The following is a 23,690-nucleotide window of genomic DNA, read 5'->3' as shown; positions in this document are numbered from 1 at the left end:
CCTCCCGCACAGCAGGCCCTTGGCGCGACCCGTGCGATACATCCGAGCTGTGGGCCGTGAATTTGGGCCCGACTCTGGACTTACCGGCTCCGAGGCGGCTATACATCGGATGACCGGAACAGAGGTCCGATGTTATTTCCCCTGGGGGCGCGCATGAGTCAGACCGTCACGGATTTCGAGGTCCACGACATCCGTTTTCCGACCTCGGAGCAGCTGGACGGCTCGGACGCCATGAATCCGGACCCCGACTACTCGGCCGCCTACGTCGTCCTGCGCACCGACGCCGACGACAGCGGCGCCACGGCCGAGGGGCATGGTTTCTGCTTCACCATCGGGCGCGGCAACGAGGTGATGGCCGCCGCCATCGAGGCGCTGCGGCCCCACGTCACCGGCCGCCCGGTGCCCCGTACGGCGGCCGACCTCGGCGCCCTGTACCGCGACCTCACGCACGACTCCCAACTCCGCTGGCTCGGGCCCGAGAAGGGCGTGATGCACATGGCGGCCGGCGCGGTGATCAACGCCGCCTGGGACCTGGCGGCGAGACAGGCGGGCCTGCCCGTCTGGGAGTTCCTGGCCGGGATGACACCCGAGGAGCTGGTCTCCCTGGTCGACTTCCGCTACCTCACCGACGCGCTCACCCCCGACGAGGCGCTGGCCATCCTGCGGGCCGCCGAACCGGGCCGCGCCGAACGCGCCGCCGTCCTGCGGACCGAGGGCTACCCCGCGTACACCACATCGCCCGGCTGGCTCGGCTACTCCGACGACAAGCTGGTCCGGCTCGCCAAGCAGGCCGTCGCCGACGGCTTCACCCAGATCAAGCTCAAGGTCGGCGGCGAGGTCGGCGACGACGTCCGCCGGATGGCGCTCGCCCGCGAGGCCGTCGGCCCCGGCGTGCGGATCGCGGTCGACGCCAACCAGCGCTGGGACGTCGCCGACGCGGTCGCGTGGCTGACCGCGCTCGCCCCGTACGACCCGCACTGGATCGAGGAGCCGACCAGCCCCGACGACATCCTCGGCCACGCCGCCGTGCGCGCCGGGCAGCCGGTCAAGGTCGCCACCGGCGAACACGTCGCCAACCGCGTCGTGTTCAAGCAGCTGCTCCAGGCCGGCGCCGTCGACTTCGTCCAGATCGACGCCGCACGCGTCGCCGGCGTCAACGAGAACCTGGCGATCCTGCTGCTCGCCGCCAAGTACGGCATCCCGGTCTGCCCGCACGCCGGCGGCGTCGGACTGTGCGAACTGGTCCAGCACCTCTCGATGTTCGACTACGTGGCCGTCGCCGGCACCTGGGAGGACCGGGTCATCGAGTACGTCGACCACCTCCACGAACACTTCGTGGACCCCGTCGTCATCGAGAACGGGCGCTACACCACCCCGGCCGCACCCGGCTTCTCGGCCAGGATGCGCCCCGAGTCGATCGCCGCGCACAGCTACCCGCACGGGCCCGTCTGGCAGGCCCGCCGCATCGAGAAGGAGGAGGGCCGATGACCGGCACACACGACTTCGAGGGGATGAACGCCCTGGTGACGGGCGGCGCCTCCGGCATCGGGGCCGCCGTCACGGCCCAGCTCGTCGAGCGCGGGGCCCAGGTCGCCGTCCTCGACCGGGACACCTCCCACACACCCCTCGGCGCCCTCGCCATCGAGGCCGACCTCGGCGACGACGCGGCCGTGCGCGCCGGCGTGGAGCGGGCGGTCTCCGCCATGGGCTCCCTGCACACCCTCGTGTCCAACGCGGGCATCGGCTCCATCGGCACCGTCGAGGACAACGACGACGCCGAGTGGACCCGGGTCCTCGACATCAACGTCCTCGGCATGGTCCGCACCGCCCGGCACGCCCTGCCCCACCTGCGCCGGGCCGCCGCCGGACGCCCCGGCGCCGTGTCGGTCACCCACACCTGCTCGATCGCCGCCACCGCCGGGCTGCCCCAGCGCGCCCTGTACAGCGCGAGCAAGGGCGCCGTCCTCGCGCTCACCCTCGCCATGGCCGCCGACCACGTCCGCGAGGGCGTCCGCGTCAACTGCGTCAACCCCGGCACCGCCGACACCCCGTGGGTCGGCCGGCTGCTGGACCAGGCCGACGACCCGGCCGCCGAACGCGCCGCCCTCAGCGCCCGGCAGCCGCTGGGCCGGCTGGTCTCGGCCGACGAGGTGGCCGCCGCGATCCTCTACCTCGCCAGTCCCGCCGCGGCCTCCGTGACCGGCACCGCACTGGCCGTCGACGGCGGGATGCAGGGCCTGCGCCTGCGCCCCGCCGGCAGCTGAACCGCACCTCCGCAATGCCGTCAGGGCTCCGAGCCGCGACCTCACCAAGGAACGGGACACCAATGAGAGTGCGTACGACGAGTGCGGCCGCCTGTGCCGTACTGCTGGCCGTCACCGCCCTCGCGGGCTGCAACCGCGAGTCGTCGGACAGCGGTACGGGCGGCGGCAAGGTCGGCATCGACCTGCCGCGCAGCGACAGCGACTTCTGGAACTCCTACCAGAACTACATCAAGCAGGGGGTCAAGGACGGCGAGGTCTCCGCGCTCCCGCTGACCAACTCGCAGAACGACATCGGCAAGCTCGTCGCCAACGTCCAGACCTTCAGGGACCAGGGCGCCAAGGCCGTGGTGATGGCCCCGCAGGACACCGGCGCGATAGCCGAGTCGCTCAACGCGCTCAACGAGAAGAAGATCCCCGTCATCAGCGTCGACACGCGCCCGGACAAGGGCGACATCTACATGGTGGTGCGGGCCGACAACAAGGCGTACGGCACGAACGCCTGCAAGTACCTCGGCGAGCAGCTGAAGGGCAAGGGCAAGGTCGTGGAGTTCCAGGGCGACCTGTCCTCCATCAACGGCCGCGACCGGTCCGAGGCCTTCAAGGCGTGCATGGACAAGGACTTCCCGGACATCAAGGTGTTCGAGCTGGCCACCGACTGGAAGGGCGACGTCGCCTCCGCCAAGCTCCAGTCGACGCTGGCCGCCCACCCCGACATCAACGGCATCTACATGCAGGCCGGGGGCGTCTTCCTCCAGCCCACCCTCGCGCTCCTGGAACAGAAGAAGCTGCTGAAGCCGGCCGGTTCGCCCGGCCACATCACCATCATCTCCAACGACGGCATCCCGGAGGAGTTCGACGCCATCAAGGCCGGGAAGATCGACGCGACGATCTCCCAGCCCGCCGATCTGTACGCGAAGTACGCGCTGTACTACGCGAAGGCGGCCCTGGACGGCAAGACCTTCGAGGAGGGTCCCACCGACCACGACTCCACCATCATCAAGATCCCGAACGGCTACGAGGACCAGCTCCCCGCGCCCCTGGTGACCAAGGACAACGTCGACGACCCGAAGCTCTGGGCCAACCAGCTGGGGAAGAAGAACTAGGACCTATCCATGAACCAGGCACCAGCACCCGCCGTACAGGCGGAAGGCGTCGTCAAGCGCTTCGGGCCGACCGTGGCGCTGGACGGGGTGAAGCTGACCGTGCGGCCCGGCGAGTCGCACGCGCTCGTCGGCCGCAACGGCGCCGGCAAGTCCACGCTGGTCAGCGTCCTGACCGGACTCCACAAGGCGGACGCCGGCACGGTCACGTTCGGCGGGGAGCCCGCGCCCGCCTTCGGGGACACCTCGGCCTGGCAGTCCAAGGTCGCCTGCGTCTACCAGAAGTCCATGGTCGTCCCCGACCTGACCGTCGCCGAGAACCTCTTCCTCAACCGGTTCGACGACCGGGCCCGCTGGATCAGCTGGGGCAGGCTCCGCAAACGCGCCGAACAGGTCCTCGAAGCGTACGGAGTCCAGGTCGACCCGAACACCCGGGCGCGGGATCTCGCCGTCGAGCAGCGGCAGTTCGTGGAGATCGCCCGCGCGCTGTCCTTCGGCGCCCGGCTGATCATCCTGGACGAGCCGACCGCCCAGCTCGACGCCCGGGGCATCGCCCGGCTCTTCGACCGGCTCCGTGAACTCCAGAGCCGGGGCGTGGCCTTCCTGTTCATCTCGCACCACCTCCAGGAGGTGTACGAGCTGTGCACCGCGGTCACCGTCTACCGCGACGCCCGCCACGTCCTGACCGCCCCCGTCGCCGACGTCTCCAAGGAGGACCTGGTCGCGGCGATGACCGGCGAGAAAGCGGCGGGCGCGACCGCCTGGCACGCGGCCGGCGACACCGCGCCCGACCCGTCGGCAAAACCCGTCCTGGCCACCGAACAGCTGTCCCTGGACGGCCGGTTCGAGCCCCTGGACCTCCAGGTGCGCCCCGGCGAGGTGCTCGGCCTCGCCGGCTCGGCGGCCAGCGGCAACACCGCGGTCGGCGAGGTGCTCGCCGGCATGCGCAAGGCGGGCGGCGGCACGGTCCGGGTGCGCGGCCGGGCCGTACGGACGGGCAGCGTCCCGCACGCCCTGGACGCCGGGATCGGCTACATTCCCGAGGACCGGCACGACCAGGGCCTCGTCCTGGAACGCAGCGTCGCGGAGAACGCCACCCTCACGGTCACCGACCAGCTCGGCCCCTGGGGGACCGTCCTGCCCTCCCGAACCAGGGAGTTCGCCCGGTCCATGATCGACTCGCTCGACATCAAGACCCAGGGCCCCGAGCAGCCCGTCTCCGGGCTCTCCGGCGGCAACCAGCAGAAGGTCGTGGTCGCCCGCGCCCTGGCCCGGGACCCCAGCGTCCTGGTCGCGGTCCGGCCCACCGCGGGCGTGGACGTCAAGTCCAAGGACTCGCTCCTCGGAGTCGTACGCCGGGTCGCCGACGCGGGCAACGCCGCGGTCGTCGTCTCGGACGAGCTGGACGACCTGCGGGTCTGCGACCGGGTCCTCGCCCTGTTCCACGGGCGGGTCGTCGCAACGTTCGACAGCGGGTGGACCGACGGGGAACTCGTCGCCGCCATGGAAGGTGTGGGGGAAAGGGAATGACCGGCACGGTACGGCCGTCCACGGCCGACGACTTCGACACGGCACTGAAGGGCTCCCCGGACGGGAACAGCCCGCTGAGCAGGCTCAAGCTGATCCGGTGGAGCGACTTCTCGCTGGTGCCGGTGATCCTGGTGCTGATGCTGATCGGCTTCATCGTCTCGCCGGTCTTCCTCACCTCCGACAACCTGATCAGCGTCGTCCAGCAGTCCTCCGAGCTGAGCCTGCTCGTCCTCGGCCAGGCGCTGATCCTGATCTGCGGCCGCATGGACCTCTCGCTGGAGTCGACGATCGGCATCGCGCCCGTCGTCGCGATGTGGCTGGTGCTGCCCACCGAGGGCGGCCGCTTCGCCGGCCTCGGGCTGCTCCCCGCCTGGTCGGCGATCCCGCTCTGCCTGCTGGTCGGCCTCGCCGTCGGAGCCGTCAACGGCTTCCTGATGCTGAAACTCCGGGTCAACGGCTTCATCGCCACGCTCGGCATGCTGACGATGCTGCGCGGCCTCCACATCGGCATCACCGAGGGCAAGTCCATCACCGACGTCCCGGAGTCCTTCCGCTACCTCGGCAAGACCTCGTGGTTCGGTGCGCCGGCCGCGGTCTGGATCTGCCTGGTCCTCTTCGCCGTCGGCGGCGCGGCCCTCGCCTGGCTGCGCCACGGGCGCTCGCTGTACGCGATCGGCGGCAACCCGGAAGCGGCCCGCGCCGCGGGCATCCGCGTCGACCGCGTCACCTGGATCGTGCTCGCCATCGGCGGCCTGCTCGCCGCCTTCGCGGGCATCCTCTACACCGGCCACTACGGTGCGGTCGCCGCGACCCAGGGCGACGGCTGGATCTTCCAGGTGTTCGCCGCCGCCGTGATCGGCGGAATCAGCCTCAAGGGCGGCCGGGGCACCCTCTTCGGCGCCCTGACCGGCGTACTGACGCTCCAGCTGGTCGTCAACGTGATGACCCTCGGCGGCGTCCCCGCCCTCTGGAACCAGTTCCTCAACGGCGCGATCATCATCGTCGCCCTGGTCATCTCCCGCTTCGCCAGCGGCGAGAAGCAGGACTAGTCCCAGCCCCTCCGGCGCTTGAGGAGCGGGGTCCGGGGCGGAGCCCCGGTTACGGGAAGGGGCGGGTGGGGGAAATCCCCACCCGCCCCTTCCCGCGGTCGCCGCTACAACGTCGACCGCAACCACTGCTCCACGCTCGCCACATGCACCGTCGCCCAGGCCCGCGCAGCCTCCGCGTCGCGATCCCGCAACGCCGATACGATCGCCCGGTGCTCATGCAGCGTCCGGCTCACCGCGTCCTCCTGGGTCAGCCCGCGCCACACCCGCGCCCGCGTCGTCGGCCCCGAGAGGCCGTCGAGCAGCGAGCAGAGCACCGAGTTCCCCGACGCCTGGACGATGCCCCGGTGGAAGTCCAGGTCGCACGCCACCAACTCCTCCACCGACGGCCGCTCGCCCAGCGCGTCCAACTGGGCGCCGAGCGCGTCCAGCCGCTCCTCGCTGATCCGGCTCGCCGCCATCGCCGTGGCGGCCGGTTCCAGGATCCGGCGCACCGCCAGGAACTCCAGCACCGTGTCGTCGCGGTGGAAGTCCACCACGAAGCTCAGCGCTTCGAGCAGCAGCTGCGGATCGAGGCTCGTCACGTACGTGCCGTCGCCCTGGCGCACGTCGAGAATGCGGATCAGCGACAGGGCGCGCACCGCCTCCCGCAGCGAGTTGCGCGACAGGCCCAGCTCCGCGGCGAGTTCGCTCTCCTTGGGAAGACGATCGCCGGGCCGTAGCGCACCCGAGACGATCATCCCCTTGATCTTCTCGATGGCCTCGTCGGTGACAGCCATGGGCGACCTCCAGACATCCGATGTATCGCCCCATTATGCGTCCCCGACGAGGGCCGGTACGACCTTCGGACCAACTCGCGAGCCGCCCGGCCCCGCGCCGGTGCTTCTCTCAGCCGCGCCGCTCCTTGAGCACCGACTCCACACCGGCCCTGATCTCGTCCGTGGCCAGGCCCCGGATCGTCAGCGTCGTCCGCCGCCGCAGGACGTCGTCCGCCGTCTCGGCCCACTCCCGGTCGCGCGCGTAGGCGACCTGCGCCCAGATCTCCGGGGCGTCCGGGTGGACGCGCTCGGCCAGCGCCGGGTTCTCGTTGGCCAGCCGGGCGATGTCGAAGGACAGCGAACCGTAGTGCGTGGCCAGGTGCCGTGCCGTGTCGGCGGCCATCCGGGGACCCGGGGTCCCGCCGTCCACCAGCAGCCGGTGCGCCACCGCGTTCGGGTTGGCGATCCCCGGCAGCGGCAGCTTCCTCGGCAGCCGGGCCATCGGCTCCATGTCCTCGCCCAACGGGTGCCCGGGGAGCGCGGCCAGCTTGTTCATCACCGTACGGCCGATGTGCCGGAACGTCGTCCACTTGCCGCCCGCCACCGACAGCATCCCGCCCCGGCCCTCCGTCACGACCGTCTCGCGCTTGGCCTTGGAGGTGTCACCGGGCCCGCCCGGCAGCACCCGGAGGCCGGCGAAGGAGTACGTGATCAGATCCCGCGACAGCTGCTGGTCGCGTACCGAGAACGCCGCCTCGTCCAGGATCTGCGCGGTGTCCTTCTCGGTCACCGCGACATCCGCCGGATCGCCCTCGTACTCCTCGTCCGTCGTGCCCAGCAGCAGCATGTCCTCCCACGGCAGGGCGAACGTGATGCGGTACTTGTCGATCGGCGTGGCCAGCGCCGCCTTCCACGGGCGCGTCCGCTTCAGCACCAGGTGGGCGCCCTTGGACAGGCGTATCGAGGGGGCCGCGCCCGGGTCCTCCAGCTTCCGCAGGTGGTCCACCCACGGCCCGGTCGCGTTCAGCACCAGACGGGCGTTCACGCCGAACTCCGTGCCGTCCGTGCCGTCGGTCAGCTCCGCGCCCGTCACCCGGCCCCTGGTGAACCGCAGCCCGGTCACCCTCGCGTGGTTGAGCACCGCCGCGCCCGCGTCGACGGCCGCGCGGACCGTCATCAGCGCCATCCGCGCGTCGTTCATCTGGTCGTCGCCGTAGACGGCGACGGCCTTGAGGTTCTCTGTGCGCAGTTCCGGCACATCGCGCCGCGCCCGCGCCGGACTGATCACATGGCCGACGCCGTCACCGAACGCGGACAGCGCCGAGTACGCGAAGACGCCCGCGCCCAGCTTCGCCGCGCCGTGCGGCCCGCCCTTGTACACCGGCAGATAGAAGGTGAGCGGATTGGCCAGGTGCGGGGCGACCTGGCGGGAGACCGCACGGCGCTCGAAGTGGTTCTCCGCCACCAGCTTCACCGCGCCGGTCTGGAGGTAGCGCAGACCGCCGTGGAGCAGCTTGGAGGAGGCGGAGGAGGTGGCGCCGGCGAAGTCGCCGGCGTCCACCAGGGCCACCCGCAGCCCGGACTGCGCGGCGTGCCAGGCGGTGGAGATGCCCAGAATGCCGCCACCGATCACCAGGAGGTCGTACGTCGCCTTGGAGAGCTGCTCCCGGGTCTCGGCCCGGCTCGGGAGGGAGCCGGATGCCGGATGCGTCCCGAGGGCGGGGACGCTCTGCAGGGTGGTCATGTTGTCTACTCCTCGTCGTCCAGCCAGCCCATGGTGCGTTCCACGGCCTTGAGCCAGCTCTTGTACTCGCGGGCGCGGGTGTCCGCGTCCATGCGGGGGGTCCACTCGGCGGCCCTGCGCCAGTTGGCGCGCAGCGCGTCGGTGTCGGGCCAGAAGCCGACGGCCAGTCCGGCGGCGTAGGCGGCGCCGAGGCAGGTGGTCTCGGCGACCATCGGCCGCACCACGGGCGCGTCCAGGAAGTCGGCGAGCGTCTGCATCAGCAGGTTGTTGGAGGTCATACCGCCGTCGACCTTGAGCGCGGTCAGCTCGACGCCGGAGTCCTTGGTCATGGCGTCGCTGATCTCCCGCGTCTGCCAGGCGGTGGCCTCCAGCACGGCACGGGCGATGTGCGCCTTGGTGACGTAGCGGGTGAGACCGGCGATGACACCGCGGGCGTCGGGGCGCCAGTACGGGGCGAACAGGCCGGAGAAGGCCGGCACGAAGTAGGCGCCGCCGTTGTCCTCGACCGAGGAGGCCAGGGTCTCGATCTCGGCCGCGGACTGGATCAGGCCCATCTGGTCGCGCATCCACTGCACCAGCGAACCGGTGACGGCGATCGACCCCTCCAGGGCGTACACCGGCTTCTGGTCGCCGATCTGGTAACCCACGGTGGTCAGCAGCCCGTTGTAGGAGTTCACGGGCGTGTCACCGGTGTTCATCAGCATGAAGGTGCCGGTGCCGTACGTGGACTTGGCCTCGCCCTCGGCGAAGCAGGTCTGGCCGAACAGCGCCGCCTGCTGGTCGCCCAGCGCGGAGGCCACCGGCACACCGTCGAGCACGCCGCCCCTGGCGGTGCCGTAGACCTCGGCCGAGGAACGGATCTCGGGCAGCATGGCCATCGGCACGCCGATGGAGGAACAGATCTTCTCGTCCCACTGCATGGTGTGCAGGTTCATCAGGAGGGTGCGCGAGGCGTTGGTGACGTCGGTGACGTGGACGCCGCCGTCGGTGCCGCCGGTCAGGTTCCAGATGACCCAGGAGTCCATGGTGCCGAAGAGGATGTCGCCGCGCTCGGCCCGCTCGCGCAGCCCCTCGACGTTGTCGAGCAGCCAGCGGGCCTTGGGCCCGGCGAAGTACGAGGCGAGCGGCAGCCCGGTCTCACGGCGGAAACGGTCCTGCCCGACGTTGCGGCCGAGCTCCTTGCAGAGCGCGTCCGTGCGGGTGTCCTGCCAGACGAGGGCGTTGTGGACGGGCTCACCGGTGTGCTTGTCCCACAGCAGGGTGGTCTCGCGCTGGTTGGTGATGCCGATGGCCTTGACGTCGGCGGCCGTGATGCCCGCCTTGACGATGGCGCCGGCGACGACCTCCTGGACGTTGTCCCAGATCTCGGCGGCGTCGTGCTCCACCCAGGCGGGCTTCGGGAAGATCTGCTCGTGCTCCTTCTGGTCGACGGAGACGATCCGGCCGTCCTTGTCGAAGACGATGCAGCGGCTGGAGGTGGTGCCCTGGTCGATGGCCGCGATGAACGGCCCGGTGCCATGGGTGCCGGTGGTGTGTGCGTCGGTCACGGTGTGCTCCCGGAAGTCTGTGTGGTGTGGGGATGGGGCGAGCGGCCGGGGCCTAGGCGAAGGCCAGGTTGTAGAGCCCGCCGGCGAGCGCGCCGCCGATCAGGGGACCGACGACGGGAACCCATGCGTAGCCCCAGTCGGAGCCGCCCTTGTTCGGCAGCGGAAGCAGCGCGTGCACGATGCGCGGACCGAGGTCGCGGACCGGGTTGATCGCGTACCCCGTCGGGCCGCCGAGAGAGAGACCGATGGCGACGACGACCAGGGCGGTGATCAGTGCGCCGAGCGCGCCGATGCCGTGGCCCTCCTCGTTGAGGCCCTGCGTGAGGATCGCCAGCACCAGCACGACCGTGGCGATGATCTCGGTGAGGACGTTCTGTACGGCGTTGCGGATCTCAGGACCGGTCGAGAAGACACCGAGAACCGGTCCAGCCTTGGGGGCCGAAGCCTGGTCGACCATGCCCTCCTCACCCGTATGGGCGCGCAGGACCTCCGGATCGTTGAGATGGGCCCGGAACTGCCCGTAATAGGTGAGCCAGACCAGCACCGCGCCGATCATCGCGCCGAGGAGTTCGGAGGCGAGGTAGAGCGGTACGTCGCTCCACTTCGTGCCGCCCTCGATCGCCAGGCCGATGGTGACGGCCGGGTTGAGATGCGCCCCCGACACGCCGCCGGCCAGATAGGCGCCGGTCAGGACCGCGAAGCCCCACCCGAAGGTGATGGCGAGCCAGCCGGCGTTCTGTGCCTTCGAGTGCTTGAGCGTGACGGCGGCACAGACGCCGGCGCCGAGCAGGATGAGTACGGCGGTACCGATGGTCTCGCCGATGAAGATGTCGGAGCTGGACACCCGCGACTCCTTTGTCCTTCGTCCAGGGAAGCCGAACCCCGGGTCCCTCCGGTGGTCCGCGCCCTCGTGTGAGGGCTTGGCCGGCCCTTGGCACGGTCATACCCTAACGCGTATTTCCGTTAAGTGTTCGACAATGCCGACCGATGAACGGCAGTGTTTCCTCCGGGCGAAGCCAGCGTCAAGAGGTTGTGACCCCGGACTCAGGAGTGGCGAGCGCGGTGCGTGCTCGTAGGAGTGCCCGCCGTGACGGCGGGGGAGGGCTCAGAAGCGCCTGGCACCCAGGTCACGGGAGACCGCGCGGGCGCAGTCGCGCACCGCCGCGACCAGCTCGGGACGCAGTTCGCCGTCCTTGCAGACCCGCTCCACCGCCCCGGTGACGGCGATGGCCCCCACGGGCATCCGGCGCCGGTCGTGGATGGGGGCGGCCACCGCGGCCACGCCCTCCCAGGTCTCCTCCACATCGGACGCCCAGCCGCGGGCCCGGGTCAGGTCGAGCGTCGACTCGAACTCCTCGGGGGCGGTGACGGTCCGGGGCGTGAACGACCGCCGCTCGGCCTCCAGCGCCTCGGTGTGGGCCACCGGGTCGTATGCGGAGAGCACCTTGCCCAGCGCCGTGGAGTGCAGCGGCTGCATGGCCCCCACCTCCAGGACCTGCCGGCTGTCGTCGGGGCGGAAGACGTGGTGGACGATCAGCACGCCCTGCTGGTGCAGTACGCCCAGATGGACGCTCTCGCCGCTGGAGCGCGCCAGGTCGTCCGTCCAGACCAGGGCCCTGGCCCGCAGCTCGTGGACGTCGAGATAGCTGTTGCCCAGGCGCAGCAGCTCCGCGCCGAGCTGGTAGCGGCCGGACGCCGCGTCCTGCTCGACGAAGCCCTCGTGCTGGAGCGTGCGCAGGATGCCGTGCGCGGTGCCCTTGGCCAGGCCCAGTGAGGAGGCGATGTCGGACAGCCCGAGCCGCCGCTCGCCGCCTGCCAGCAGCCGCAGCATCGCGGCCGCCCGCTCCAGCGACTGGATGTTCTTGGCCATCGCGCCGTACTCCTCCACCTTGTTCGACAATGCTGAACACTATCGGCCCATGCCGACCAGCGCTCGACCGAGGCGAAAGTCCGCGGCACCCCGCCACGCCGGACACGCCCGAGCACAGCATGCAGTCCGGCTCGTGGGACACACTGACCGCCCTCGAGGAGGCCCGGCTACCCTGAGCGAGTGCGCCTTCCGCCGAGGGTGCAAAGCCGACAGCCGTCGCAACCCAGGGAGTACATCCATGGCCTCGTCGCCGACCTCTTCCGCCGACAGCCGGAACCGAGCCACAGCCCTCCGTGAGGCGCTCGCCACCCGAGTGGTGGTGGCCGACGGAGCCATGGGCACCATGCTCCAGGCACAGGACCCCACGCTCGCCGACTTCGAGGACCTCGAAGGCTGCAACGAGATCCTGAACCTCACCAGGCCCGACATCGTGCGCTCCGTGCACGAGGCGTACTTCGCGGTCGGCGTCGACTGCGTCGAGACCAACACCTTCGGCGCCAACACGGCGGCCCTCGGCGAGTACGACATTCCCGAGCGGGTCCACGAGCTGTCCGAGTCCGGTGCGCGGATCGCCCGTGAGGTCGCCGACGAGTTCACCGCCTCCACCGGGCAGCAGCGCTGGGTGCTCGGCTCCATGGGCCCCGGCACCAAGCTGCCGACCCTGGGCCACGTGCCGTACAGCACCATCCGGGACGGCTTCCAGGCGAACGCCGAGGGCCTGGTCGCCGGCGGCGCCGACGCGCTGATCGTCGAGACGACCCAGGACCTCCTGCAGACCAAGGCCGCGATCCTCGGCGCCCGCCGCGCCCTGGACGCCCTGGGCAGCGACCTGCCGCTGCTGTGCTCGCTCGCCTTCGAGACGACCGGCACCATGCTGCTGGGCTCCGAGATCGGCGCGGCCCTGACCGCCCTGGAGCCCCTCGGGATCGACATGATCGGCCTGAACTGCTCGACCGGGCCGGCCGAGATGAGCGAGCACCTGCGCTACCTCACCCGCCACTCCCGCATCCCGCTGCTCTGCATGCCCAACGCCGGACTGCCGGTCCTCACCAAGGACGGCGCGCACTTCCCGCTCGGCCCCGAGGGGCTGGCCGACGCCCAGGAGACGTTCGTCCGGGAGTACGGGCTGTCGCTGGTCGGCGGCTGCTGCGGTACGACCCCGGAGCACCTGCGCGAGGTCGTCGAGCGGGTGCGCGGCGCCGCCCCGGCGGTCCGTGACCCGCGCCCCGAGCCCGGCGCCGCCTCGCTCTACCAGACGGTTCCCTTCCGGCAGGACACCTCGTACCTGGCGATCGGTGAGCGTACGAACGCCAACGGGTCCAGGAAGTTCCGTGAGGCCATGCTGGAGGGCCGCTGGGACGACTGCGTGGAGATGGCGCGTGACCAGATCCGTGAGGGCGCGCACATGCTCGACCTGTGCGTGGACTATGTGGGCCGTGACGGTGTCGCCGACATGGAGGAGCTGGCCGGCCGGTTCGCGACCGCCTCGACCCTGCCGATCGTCCTGGACTCCACGGAGCTGCCGGTGCTCAGGGCCGGTCTGGAGAAGCTGGGCGGGCGTGCGGTCCTCAACTCCGTCAACTACGAGGACGGTGACGGGCCCGAGTCCCGCTTCGTCAAGGTCACCCGGCTGGCGGCCGAGCACGGCGCCGCGCTGATCGCGCTGACCATCGACGAGGAGGGCCAGGCCCGCACCGCCGAGCACAAGGTCGCCATCGCCGAGCGGCTCATCGCGGATCTGACGGGCAACTGGGGCATCCAGGAGTCGGACATCCTGATCGACACCCTGACCTTCACCATCTGCACCGGGCAGGAGGAGTCCCGCAAGGACGGTGTCGCCACCATCGATGCCATCCGCGAGCTGAAGAAGCGCCATCCGGCCGTGCAGACCACGCTCGGTCTGTCGAACATCTCCTTCGGCCTCAACCCGGCCGCCCGCGTCGTGCTGAACTCCGTCTTCCTGGACGAGTGCGTCAAGGCCGGTCTCGACTCCGCCATCGTGCACGCCTCGAAGATCCTGCCGATCGCCCGGCTGGAGGAGGAGCAGGTCAAGGTCGCCCTCGACCTCGTCTACGACCGCCGCGCCGAGGGCTACGACCCCCTCCAGAAGCTCATGGAGCTGTTCGAGGGCGTCAACATGAAGTCGATGAAGCAGGGCAAGGCCGAGGAACTGCTCGCCCTGCCGCTGGAAGAGCGCCTCCAGCGCCGCATCATCGACGGCGAGAAGAACGGCCTGGAGGACGACCTCGCCGAGGCGCTGCGGGACACGCCGGCCCTGGACATCGTCAACAACACCCTCCTGGCGGGCATGAAGGTCGTCGGTGAGCTCTTCGGCTCCGGGCAGATGCAGCTGCCCTTCGTCCTCCAGTCCGCCGAGGTCATGAAGAGCGCGGTGGCCTACCTGGAACCGCACATGGAGAAGACCGACGCCGAGGGCAAGGGCACCATCGTCCTGGCCACCGTCCGCGGCGACGTCCACGACATCGGCAAGAACCTCGTCGACATCATCCTGTCCAACAACGGCTTCAACGTCGTCAACATCGGAATCAAGCAGCCCGTCTCCGCGATCCTGGACGCCGCCGAGGAACACAAGGCCGACGTCATCGGGATGTCCGGCCTCCTGGTCAAGTCCACCGTGATCATGAAGGAGAACCTGGAGGAGCTGAACCAGCGCAAGCTGGCCGCCGACTACCCCGTCATCCTCGGCGGCGCCGCGCTGACCCGCGCCTACGTCGAGCAGGACCTCCACGAGATCTACGAGGGCGAGGTCCGCTACGCCCGCGACGCCTTCGAGGGCCTGCGCCTGATGGACGCGCTCATCGCCGTCAAGCGCGGCGTCCCCGGCGCCACCCTCCCCGAGCTGAAGCAGCGCCGCGTCCCCAAGCGCGACACCCCGGTGCTGGAGGTCGAGGAGCCGGAGGAGGGCGTGCGCTCCGACGTCTCCGTCACCAACCCGGTGCCCACCCCGCCGTTCTGGGGCAGCCGGGTCGTCAAGGGCATCCAGCTCAAGGAGTACGCGTCCTGGCTGGACGAGGGCGCCCTGTTCAAGGGCCAGTGGGGCCTCAAGCAGGCCAGGGCCGGCGACGGACCGACCTACGAGCAGCTCGCCGAGAGCGAGGGCCGCCCGCACCTGCGCGGCTGGCTGGACAAGCTGCACACGGAGAACCTGCTGGAGGCGGCCGTCGTCTACGGCTACTACCCCTGCGTCTCCAAGGGCGACGACCTGATCCTGCTGCACGAGGACGGCTCGGAGCGCACCCGCTTCACCTTCCCGCGCCAGCGCCGGGGCCGCCGCCTGTGCCTGGCGGACTTCTTCCGCCCCGAGGAGTCCGGCGAGACGGACGTCATCGGGCTCCAGGTCGTCACCGTCGGCTCGAAGATCGGCGGCGAGACCGCCAAGCTCTTCGAGGCCAACTCCTACCGCGACTACCTGGAACTGCACGGCCTCTCCGTCCAGCTGGCCGAGGCCCTCGCCGAGTACTGGCACGCCCGGGTCCGCTCGGAGCTGGGCTTCGCGGGGGAGGACCCGGCCCAGGTCGAGGACATGTTCGCCCTGAAGTACCGGGGCGCGCGCTTCTCACTGGGCTACGGCGCCTGCCCCGACCTGGAGGACCGGGCGAAGATCGCGGACCTGCTCCAGCCGGAGCGGATCGGGGTCCACCTCTCCGAGGAGTTCCAGCTGCACCCCGAGCAGTCCACCGACGCGATCGTCATCCACCACCCGGAGGCCAAGTACTTCAACGCGCGGTAACGAGCCGTTCGCCGCGCGGCAGCCGATCACGCCGTACACTGGTCGGTCCAGTGCAGGCCGGTCGCCCTTCCTCCGGGACGGGCGGCCGGCCTTCTCGTCCCTCATGGAAGGTGTGCCGGATGACCAGTACGGTTCCCGCGTCCTTGACCCGTACGGCCGAGGGCGCTGCCCTCCAGGCCGTCCTCCTCGACATGGACGGCACCCTGGTCGACACCGAGGGCTTCTGGTGGGACGTCGAGGTGGAGGTCTTCGCCGACCTCGGACACCGGCTGGACGAGGCATGGCGCGAGGTCGTCGTCGGGGGGCCGATGACCCGCAGCGCCGGCTACCTCGTGGAGGTCACCGGGGCAGACGTCACCCTGGACGAGCTGACCGTGCTGCTCAACGACCGGTTCGAGAAGCGCATCGGCCGCGGCGTGCCCCTGATGCCGGGCGCGGCCCGGCTCCTGGCCGAGCTGCACCGGCACGAGATCCCCACCGCCCTCGTCTCCGCCTCGCACCGCCGCATCATCGACCGGGTCCTGGACTCGGTGGGCCGCCACCACTTCGCGCTCACCGTCGCGGGCGACGAGGTCACCCGCACCAAGCCGCACCCCGAGCCCTACCTCACCGCCGCGCGCGGCTTCGGCGCCGACCCCCGGCTGTGCGCCGTCATCGAGGACACCGCGACCGGGGTCGCGGCGGCGGAGGCCGCGGGCTGCCGGGTCGTCGCCATCCCCTCGGTCTCCCCGATCGCGCCCGCCGAGGGCCGGGTCGTCGTGGGCTCCCTCGAAGAGGTCGACCTCGCGTTCCTCAGGGGCCTGGTCACCTGAACGGACCAGGACCCTGCGCGGCCGCCGAGCCCCCGCGGCCCCCGCCTCACTGGGCGCCGGGGCGCACCAGACCGCTCTCGTACGCGTACACCGCGGCCTGCACGCGGTCGCGCAGCCCCAGCTTCGTCAGCACATGGCCCACATGCGTCTTCACCGTCGTCTCGCTGACGAACAGGTCGGCGGCGATCTCCGCGTTCGACAGGCCGCGCGCCACCAGCTTCAGGACCTCCACCTCGCGGTCCGTCAGCGTGTGCAGCGTGTCCGGCACCGGCTCCTCGCCGGACGGCAGGTGGTCCGCGTACTTGTCCAGGAGGCGGCGCGTCACGCTCGGGGCGAGCATCGCCTCGCCGCCCGCCACCACCCTGATGGCCTGCACCAGCTCATCGGCCGGCGCGTCCTTCAGCAGGAAGCCGCTGGCACCGGCCCGCAGCGCCTCCACCACGTACTCGTCGAGGTCGAACGTGGTCAGCACCAGCACCTTGGCCGGACCGTCCCGGCCGGGACCGGTGATCTGGCGGGTCGCCTCGACGCCGTCCATCCGCGGCATCCGGATGTCCATCAGCACCACATCGGGCTGGAGCGCACGCACCTGGTCGAGAGCCTGGAGGCCGTCACCGGCCTCGCCCACCACCGCCAGATCGCCCTCGGCCTCCAGAATCATCCGGAAGCCGGTGCGCAGCAGCGGTTGGTCGTCGACCAGAAGGACGCGGATTGCCACCAGATCTCCTCAATGCCCGTCAAGGGCCACAGGCCGGCCGGCCTCAGCCCGGACCGGGTCCATTCTGCCCTGGTCATCCTCCGCCGTATCCGCCGGGCGCACGGTCAGCGGATAGACCGGGGGAGTCCCCCCGAATTCGGGACAGAGCGCCTGGTGATCACACCAGCCGCACAGCTTCGTCGGCCGCGGCCGCCACTCGCCCGTCCGCGTGGCCAGCGAGATCGCCTCCCACAGCGCCAGCAGCTTGCGCTCCACCCGCTCCAGATCCGCCACGACCGGGTCGTACGTCATCACGTCACCGCTGCCCAGATAGACCAGCTGGAGCCGGCGCGGCACCACACCCTTCAGCCGCCACACGACCAGGGCGTAGAACTTCATCTGGAACAGGGCACCCTCCGCGTACTCCGGACGCGGCGCCTTCCCCGTCTTGTAGTCGACGATCCGGACCTCGCCCGTCGGCGCCACATCGATCCGGTCGATCACCCCGCGCAGCCGCAGCCCCGACTCCAGCTCCGTCTCCACGAACAGCTCGCGCTCCGCCGGTTCGAGCCGCGTCGGGTCCTCCAGCGAGAACCAGCGCTCCACCAGCCGCTCCGCCTGCGCCAGCCACCGCGCGAGCCGCTCGCCCTCCGGATCCTCCGCGAAGAGCTCCGAGAGCTCCGGCTTCGACTCCAGCAGCCGGTCCCACTGCCCCGGAACCAGCGACGTCGCCCGGCCGGGCGTGCGCTCCGCCGCCGGATTGTCGAACAGCCGCTCCAGCACCGCATGGACCAGCGTCCCCCGGGTAGCGGCCTCACTGGGCTTCTGGGGCAGCTTGTCGATGACCCGGAAGCGGTACAGCAGGGGGCACTGCATGAAGTCACTCGCCCGCGACGGAGAAAGCGACGAGGGCGGCTGCGGCTGCGGCGGAACGGAGGTCATGACGAAGACCCTACGACCCGCCACTGACACCAACCGGCATACCATCGACCACAGACCCTCGAACACTGCATCATCGTGCCGAAAGGCACCGAACCGAAGGGACCTCGTGGACGAGAGCGGCGACAGCCGGCGGCCGCAGCCCGGCCCAGGGGGAGCGGGCCCCGGCGACGACCCCGGCAAGGGCACGCCCCGACGCCGGGAGGATCCGGGAGGCGGCATCCTCATGGGCCGCCCCTTCGGCGTGCCCGTCTACGTCGCCCCCAGCTGGTTCGTGGTGGCGGCCCTGATCACCTGGGTCTTCGGCGGCCAGCTCGACCGGGTCCTGCCCGACCTCGGCGCCGTCCGCTACCTGGTCGCGCTCTTCTTCGCGGTCGCCTTCTACGCCTCCGTACTCGTGCACGAACTCGCGCACACGGTCGCCGCCCTGCACTACAAGCTCCCGGTCCGCCGCATCCAGCTCCAGTTCTTCGGCGGCGTCTCCGAGATCGAGAAGGAGTCCGAGACCCCCGGCCGCGAATTCGTCCTCGCCTTCGTGGGCCCGCTGCTCTCCCTCGTCCTGGCCGGCGTCTTCTACGTACCGCTGCTCTTCGTCGAGCGCGGTACCGTCCCCGCCGTCCTGCTCGGCGGCCTGATGATCTCCAACCTCATCGTCGCCGCCTTCAACCTCCTGCCCGGACTCCCGCTCGACGGCGGCCGCATGCTCAGGGCCGTCGTCTGGAAGATCACCGGCAAGCCGATGAGCGGCACCGTCGCCGCCGCCTGGGTCGGCCGCGCCCTCGCCGTCATCACCCTCGTCGGCCTGCCGCTGCTCACCCGCACCGGGGCCCTCGGCAACGACCCCGGCGAGATCAGCGGCATGGAAACCGTCACCGACGCCCTGCTCGCCGCGATCCTCGCCGCCATCATCTGGACCGGCGCGGGCAACAGCCTGCGCATGGCCCGGCTCCGCGAACACCTCCCCGACCTGCGCGCCCGCAGCCTCACCCGGCGCGCCGTCCCCGTCGAGGCCGCCACCCCGCTCTCCGAGGCCCTGCGCCGCGCCAACGAGGCGGGCGCCCGCGCCCTCGTCGTCGTGGACGGCACGGGCGCGCCCAAGGCCCTCGTCCGCGAGACCGCCATCGTCGGCATCCCCGAACACCGCCGCCCCTGGGTCGCCGTCAGCGGCCTCGCCCAGGACCTCACCGACGGCATGAAGGTCTCCGCCGAACTCGCCGGCGAAGCCCTCCTGGACCGCCTCAAGGCCACCCCCGCCACCGAGTACCTCGTCGTGGAGGAGACCGGAGAGATCTACGGCGTGCTCTCCACCGCCGACGTCGAACGGGCCTTCGTGGCCGCCATGGCCCGCCCCGCCGCCTGACACCCGCACGCCTGTACGGACGGGCGGTCGGCGGCCCCCGAAACACCGGTACGCTGGTCACATGTCTGAACCGACCGGTGCCGCCCGCCGACGCGGGCCCTTCAAGGTCGGGGACCAGGTCCAGCTCACCGATCCCAAGGGACGCCACTACACCTTCACGCTCGAAGCCGGAAAGAACTTCCACACCCACAAGGGTTCTTTCTCGCACGACGAGCTGATCGGTGCTCCCGAGGGCAGTGTGGTCCGTACCACGGGAAACGTCGCCTACCTCGCGCTGCGCCCCCTGCTCCCCGACTACGTCCTGTCCATGCCCCGCGGCGCCGCCGTGGTCTACCCGAAGGACGCGGGGCAGGTCCTCGCCTTCGGCGACATCTTCCCCGGCGCCCGCGTCGTGGAAGCGGGCGTCGGCTCGGGCGCGCTCTCCACCTTCCTGCTCCGCGCCATCGGCGAACAGGGCATGCTGCACTCCTACGAGCGCCGCGAGGACTTCGCCGAGATCGCCCAGCAGAACGTCGAGCGCTACTTCGGCAGCCCCCACCCGGCCTGGCAGCTCACGGTCGGCGACCTCCAGGACAACCTCACGGACACCGACGTGGACCGCGTCGTGCTGGACATGCTGGCCCCCTGGGAATGCCTGGAGGCCGTCTCCAAGGCGCTCGTCCCCGGCGGCATCCTCTGCGCGTACGTCGCCACCACCACCCAGCTCTCCCGGACGGTCGAGTCCATCCGCGAGATCGGCTGCTTCGCCGAACCGCAGCCCTGGGAGTCGATGATCCGCAACTGGCACGTCGAGGGTCTCGCCGTCCGCCCGGACCACCGCATGATCGGCCACACCGGCTTCCTCGTCACCGCCCGCAGGCTCGCCGACGGCGTCCAGGCCCCGGCCCGCCGCCGCCGCCCCTCCAAGGGCGCCTACGGCGAGGACTACGACGGACCCGGCAGCCAGAGCGGCTCCGCCCGCGACTGACCTCCCGCGCAACGCACCGGCGCCGCCGCCGAGTTCCCGGACCGACCCGGGGCTCGGCGGCGGCGCCCTTTCGCTCCCCGGACCGCTGCGGGAGGCCGCCGGCCTTCCCACCCCACCGTTCCGCTGCCGTGTGAGGTGTGGCACGATGCTGGCCACCCCGCACCGCCGACGCCGAGGCGGCGGCACCGCCTCATCCGGCATCCCGCACCACAGGAACCACAGGAGACATCCCGCGTGCAGCCCTCCGAACTCCCGGACCTCGCGCACACCGACACCAGGCCCATGCACTGGTTCGCCACAGCGGCCGCCATGGCCGCCGTCGTCGCCGCGGCCGGTCTGCTCCAGCCCGGCGCACGCGCCTCGGCCTCGACACCCCACCCCACCACCCACGCGACCGCCCCGGCCGCCGCGCCCGACCCGGCGAGGGCGTCCTTCCCGCTCGACTGCGGCGGGGCCGGCACCACCGTGGTCAAACAGGCCCCCGGCGACCTCGACGGCGACGACCGGCCCGAGACCGTCGCCGTCGTCCACTGCACCGCCGGAGCCGGCACCCCGCCCAGCGGCGTCTACGTCCTCACACAGGGAAGCGGGGCCACACCCAGGATCGTCGCGACCCTGGTGGACCCCGCCCAGCAACTGAGCGTCGGCGACTTCACGGTCCGCGACCGCGTCATCTCCGCCACGCTCCTCGGCTACTCCTCGTCCTCCGTGCCCTCCTGCTGCCCCGACCAGCAGGAGAAGGTGACCTGGCAGTGGCAGAACGGCGCCTTCGTCCGCACCAGCCAGACCGCCGAACCCTCCGACGAGGGCATCTGACCCCCCGCCCGGCAGCCGCGGATCAGGCCGCCTCGGGCCCGTAGACCTCGACCCTGTCCGAAACGCGCCGCACATGAATGCAGTCGCCCGGACACTCCTTCGCCGAGTCGACGACGTCCTGCAACAGCGGCAGCGGCACCGGCGTGGTCGCGCCCTTGTCCTGGAGCAGCTCGTCCTCGTCGCTCTTCACGTACGCCAGACCGTCGATGTCCAGCTCGAACACCTCGGGCGCGTACTGCACGCAGATCCCGTCCCCCGTGCAGAGGTCCTGGTCGATCCAGACCTCAAGGTCCTGCCCCTCGCCCTTGGTGGGAGCGTCCTGCCGCGCGGTCATGTCGCCTGCCGTTTCCTGCGTATCCGGACCGGAAAATGCCGACCCTGACGGGTGTTGAACGCTTCGACGATACAACCGGCGGCTTTCCGATGTTGAACGGTGGGTATTCACCTGTGACGAGGGAGAGCGCAAGGGTGAAGATCGGACACACCCCACAGTCTTTGTGATCTAGGGGTTTCAATCACCACCCACCCAGGTAGGGTCAGGAAGCGTCCAGCTCCCCTTGGAGGAGGTGAGGACCGTGGCAGCCCACGACGACGACATCAACCGCGGCACCCGGCCCGGCCGGGGGTCCGAAGACCCAGCCGGCCAGGTCGCCTATCTTGAGCAGGAAATCGCCGTCCTGCGACGTAAGCTCGCCGACTCTCCGCGGCATACGAGGATTCTCGAAGAGCGGATCGTCGAGTTGCAGACCAACCTCGCAGGCGTGTCCGCCCAGAACGAACGGCTCGCCGGCACGCTGCGCGAGGCCCGCGACCAGATCGTGGCCCTCAAGGAGGAGGTCGACCGGCTCGCACAGCCACCGGCCGGCTTCGGCGTGTTCCTGCAGGCCAACGAGGACGGCACCTGCGACATCTTCACCGGGGGCCGCAAGCTCCGGGTGAACGTCAGTCCCAGCGTCGAGCTCGAAGACCTCCGGCGCGGCCAGGAAGTCATGCTCAACGAAGCGCTCAACGTGGTCGACGCCATGGAATTCGAGCGGGCCGGCGACATCGTCACCCTCAAGGAGATCCTTGAGGACGGCGAACGCGCCCTGGTCATCGGGCACACCGACGAGGAGAGGGTGGTGAGGCTCGCCGAGCCTCTGCTGGACATCACCATCCGCCCCGGCGACGCCCTGCTGCTCGAACCCAGGTCCGGCTACGTCTACGAAGTCGTTCCCAAGAGCGAGGTCGAGGAACTCGTCCTCGAAGAAGTACCGGACATCGACTACGACAAGATCGGCGGCCTGGGCGACCAGATCGAACTGATCCGCGACGCCGTCGAACTTCCCTATCTCCACCCCGACCTCTTCCGCGAGCACGAGCTGCGCCCGCCGAAGGGCATCCTGCTCTACGGTCCGCCCGGCTGCGGCAAGACGCTCATCGCCAAGGCCGTCGCCAACTCCCTTGCGAAGAAGGTCGCGGAGGTCACCGGCCAGCCCGCCGGAAAGAGCTACTTCCTCAACATCAAGGGCCCCGAACTCCTCAACAAGTACGTCGGCGAGACCGAGCGCCACATCCGCCTGGTCTTCCAGCGTGCCCGCGAGAAGGCGAGCGAAGGCACCCCCGTCATTGTCTTCTTCGACGAGATGGAGTCCCTCTTCCGCACCCGTGGATCGGGCGTCAGCTCGGACGTGGAGAACACCATCGTCCCCCAGCTGCTCGCCGAGATCGACGGCGTCGAGGGCCTGGAGAACGTCATCGTCATCGGCGCCTCCAACCGCGAGGACATGATCGACCCCGCGATCCTGCGCCCCGGCCGGCTCGATGTGAAGATCAAGATCGAGCGTCCGGACGCGGAGGCCGCGAAGGACATCTTCGCGAAGTACCTCACCCCCTCCCTGCCGCTGCACTCGGACGACCTGGCCGAGCACACCGGCTCCAAGGAAGCCGCCGCCCACGCCATGATCCAGTCGGTCGTGGAACGGATGTACACCGAGTCCGAGGAGAACCGCTTCCTCGAAGTCACGTACGCCAACGGCGACAAGGAAGTCCTGTACTTCAAGGACTTCAACTCCGGCGCGATGATCCAGAACATCGTCGACCGGGCCAAGAAGATGGCCATCAAGGCCTTCCTCGACCAGGGCCAGAAGGGCCTTCGCGTCTCCCACCTCCTCCAGGCGTGCGTGGACGAGTTCAAGGAGAACGAGGACCTGCCGAACACCACCAACCCGGACGACTGGGCCCGCATCTCCGGCAAGAAGGGCGAGCGGATCGTCTTCATCCGCACGCTCGTCACCGGAAAGCAGGGCGCGGACACCGGCCGCTCCATCGATACGGTGGCGAACACCGGGCAGTACCTGTAGAAGGCGTACCGGCTGCGGATGCCCGCCGGGCATCCGCAGCCCGTTGCTTTCCGGACAGCCGCGGCGACACCGCGGCAATGTCGACGCAATTGATCTCCCCACCGGCACAGAGGCGTTCTAGGCTCTGGCGTACCGCCCGTTCACGCA

General features: G+C 70.5%; 19 protein-coding genes. 11 read left to right on the top strand and 8 right to left on the bottom strand.

Annotation, left to right across the window (positions count from 1 at the left end; genetic code table 11):
• Nucleotides 1–153 precede the first annotated feature (153 nt).
• The 5 genes from P8A18_RS05295 to P8A18_RS05275 all read left to right on the top strand — a co-directional run bounded on the left by P8A18_RS05295 (nucleotide 154) and on the right by P8A18_RS05275 (nucleotide 5,943).
• Nucleotides 154–1,488, top strand: coding sequence for an L-fuconate dehydratase (locus P8A18_RS05295; RefSeq protein ID WP_306052170.1), 1,335 nt, complete (start codon nucleotides 154–156; stop codon nucleotides 1,486–1,488).
• The gene (locus tag P8A18_RS05290; protein WP_306052168.1) at nucleotides 1,485–2,264 is read left to right on the top strand and encodes an SDR family NAD(P)-dependent oxidoreductase; all 780 of its coding nucleotides are present in this window, start codon (nucleotides 1,485–1,487) and stop codon (nucleotides 2,262–2,264) included. The genes P8A18_RS05295 and P8A18_RS05290 overlap by 4 nt, the downstream gene beginning before the upstream one ends.
• A 62-nt stretch (nucleotides 2,265–2,326) precedes the next feature.
• On the top strand, nucleotides 2,327–3,367 hold the full coding sequence (locus P8A18_RS05285; RefSeq protein WP_018556132.1) for a sugar ABC transporter substrate-binding protein: 1,041 nt from the start codon (nucleotides 2,327–2,329) through the stop codon (nucleotides 3,365–3,367).
• A gap of 9 nt (nucleotides 3,368–3,376) precedes the next feature.
• Entirely contained in the window at nucleotides 3,377–4,894 is a 1,518-nt protein-coding gene (locus P8A18_RS05280) for a sugar ABC transporter ATP-binding protein (protein WP_306052166.1), read from the top strand.
• Nucleotides 4,891–5,943: an ABC transporter permease gene (locus P8A18_RS05275; protein ID WP_306052164.1), complete on the top strand. Its 1,053-nt coding sequence runs from the start codon at nucleotides 4,891–4,893 to the stop codon at nucleotides 5,941–5,943. Before P8A18_RS05280 ends, P8A18_RS05275 begins: the two co-directional genes overlap by 4 nt.
• Before the next feature lie 104 nt (nucleotides 5,944–6,047).
• Here P8A18_RS05275 and P8A18_RS05270 read toward each other — a convergent pair whose 3' ends face one another.
• The 5 genes from P8A18_RS05270 to P8A18_RS05250 all read right to left on the bottom strand — a co-directional run bounded on the left by P8A18_RS05270 (nucleotide 6,048) and on the right by P8A18_RS05250 (nucleotide 11,859).
• Nucleotides 6,048–6,719 (bottom strand): FadR/GntR family transcriptional regulator, encoded by a 672-nt coding sequence (locus tag P8A18_RS05270; protein ID WP_306052162.1) that lies wholly within the window; start codon nucleotides 6,717–6,719, stop codon nucleotides 6,048–6,050.
• Between the two features lie 109 nt (nucleotides 6,720–6,828).
• Nucleotides 6,829–8,442: a glycerol-3-phosphate dehydrogenase/oxidase gene (locus P8A18_RS05265; protein WP_306052160.1), complete on the bottom strand. Its 1,614-nt coding sequence runs from the start codon at nucleotides 8,440–8,442 to the stop codon at nucleotides 6,829–6,831.
• 5 nt (nucleotides 8,443–8,447) lie between these two features.
• Nucleotides 8,448–9,989, bottom strand: coding sequence for a glycerol kinase GlpK (gene glpK, locus P8A18_RS05260; protein WP_018556137.1), 1,542 nt, complete (start codon nucleotides 9,987–9,989; stop codon nucleotides 8,448–8,450).
• A gap of 52 nt (nucleotides 9,990–10,041) precedes the next feature.
• Nucleotides 10,042–10,833, bottom strand: coding sequence for an MIP/aquaporin family protein (locus P8A18_RS05255; protein ID WP_306052158.1), 792 nt, complete (start codon nucleotides 10,831–10,833; stop codon nucleotides 10,042–10,044).
• Between the two features lie 261 nt (nucleotides 10,834–11,094).
• Nucleotides 11,095–11,859, bottom strand: a complete 765-nt coding sequence (locus P8A18_RS05250; RefSeq protein ID WP_306060684.1) for an IclR family transcriptional regulator — start codon at nucleotides 11,857–11,859, stop codon at nucleotides 11,095–11,097.
• 238 nt (nucleotides 11,860–12,097) lie between these two features.
• Between P8A18_RS05250 and metH the strand changes: the two genes are divergently transcribed.
• Together metH and P8A18_RS05240 are read left to right on the top strand one after the other, a co-directional pair.
• Nucleotides 12,098–15,610, top strand: a complete 3,513-nt coding sequence (gene metH, locus P8A18_RS05245; protein ID WP_306052156.1) for a methionine synthase — start codon at nucleotides 12,098–12,100, stop codon at nucleotides 15,608–15,610.
• 119 nt (nucleotides 15,611–15,729) lie between these two features.
• The gene (locus P8A18_RS05240; RefSeq protein ID WP_306052154.1) at nucleotides 15,730–16,422 is read left to right on the top strand and encodes an HAD family hydrolase; all 693 of its coding nucleotides are present in this window, start codon (nucleotides 15,730–15,732) and stop codon (nucleotides 16,420–16,422) included.
• A gap of 46 nt (nucleotides 16,423–16,468) precedes the next feature.
• Here P8A18_RS05240 and P8A18_RS05235 read toward each other — a convergent pair whose 3' ends face one another.
• Nucleotides 16,469–17,140, bottom strand: a complete 672-nt coding sequence (locus P8A18_RS05235) for a response regulator (RefSeq protein ID WP_018103734.1) — start codon at nucleotides 17,138–17,140, stop codon at nucleotides 16,469–16,471.
• A gap of 9 nt (nucleotides 17,141–17,149) precedes the next feature.
• Nucleotides 17,150–17,995 (bottom strand): RecB family exonuclease, encoded by an 846-nt coding sequence (locus P8A18_RS05230; RefSeq protein ID WP_371933761.1) that lies wholly within the window; start codon nucleotides 17,993–17,995, stop codon nucleotides 17,150–17,152.
• Between the two features lie 172 nt (nucleotides 17,996–18,167).
• Between P8A18_RS05230 and P8A18_RS05225 the strand changes: the two genes are divergently transcribed.
• From P8A18_RS05225 to P8A18_RS05215, 3 genes are all read left to right on the top strand, one after another.
• Nucleotides 18,168–19,418: a site-2 protease family protein gene (locus P8A18_RS05225; RefSeq protein ID WP_306052150.1), complete on the top strand. Its 1,251-nt coding sequence runs from the start codon at nucleotides 18,168–18,170 to the stop codon at nucleotides 19,416–19,418.
• Between the two features lie 61 nt (nucleotides 19,419–19,479).
• The gene (locus P8A18_RS05220; protein ID WP_018556144.1) at nucleotides 19,480–20,385 is read left to right on the top strand and encodes a tRNA (adenine-N1)-methyltransferase; all 906 of its coding nucleotides are present in this window, start codon (nucleotides 19,480–19,482) and stop codon (nucleotides 20,383–20,385) included.
• Nucleotides 20,386–20,619: 234 nt separating this feature from the next.
• Complete coding sequence (locus tag P8A18_RS05215; RefSeq protein WP_306052148.1) at nucleotides 20,620–21,201, top strand: hypothetical protein; 582 nt, start codon at nucleotides 20,620–20,622, stop codon at nucleotides 21,199–21,201.
• A gap of 22 nt (nucleotides 21,202–21,223) precedes the next feature.
• Here P8A18_RS05215 and P8A18_RS05210 read toward each other — a convergent pair whose 3' ends face one another.
• Nucleotides 21,224–21,535, bottom strand: a complete 312-nt coding sequence (locus P8A18_RS05210; RefSeq protein WP_306052145.1) for a ferredoxin — start codon at nucleotides 21,533–21,535, stop codon at nucleotides 21,224–21,226.
• A gap of 241 nt (nucleotides 21,536–21,776) precedes the next feature.
• On the opposite strand from P8A18_RS05210, the gene arc reads away from it, so the two are divergent.
• Nucleotides 21,777–23,543, top strand: a complete 1,767-nt coding sequence (gene arc / locus P8A18_RS05205; RefSeq protein ID WP_026250450.1) for a proteasome ATPase — start codon at nucleotides 21,777–21,779, stop codon at nucleotides 23,541–23,543.
• Nucleotides 23,544–23,690 lie beyond the last annotated feature (147 nt).

Source organism: Streptomyces sp. Mut1 (genome assembly GCF_030719295.1).
Classification (GTDB): domain Bacteria; phylum Actinomycetota; class Actinomycetes; order Streptomycetales; family Streptomycetaceae; genus Streptomyces; species Streptomyces castrisilvae.
Note: the sequence above shows the minus strand (reverse complement) of the source record. Positions and strands in the feature narration are given on the sequence as shown.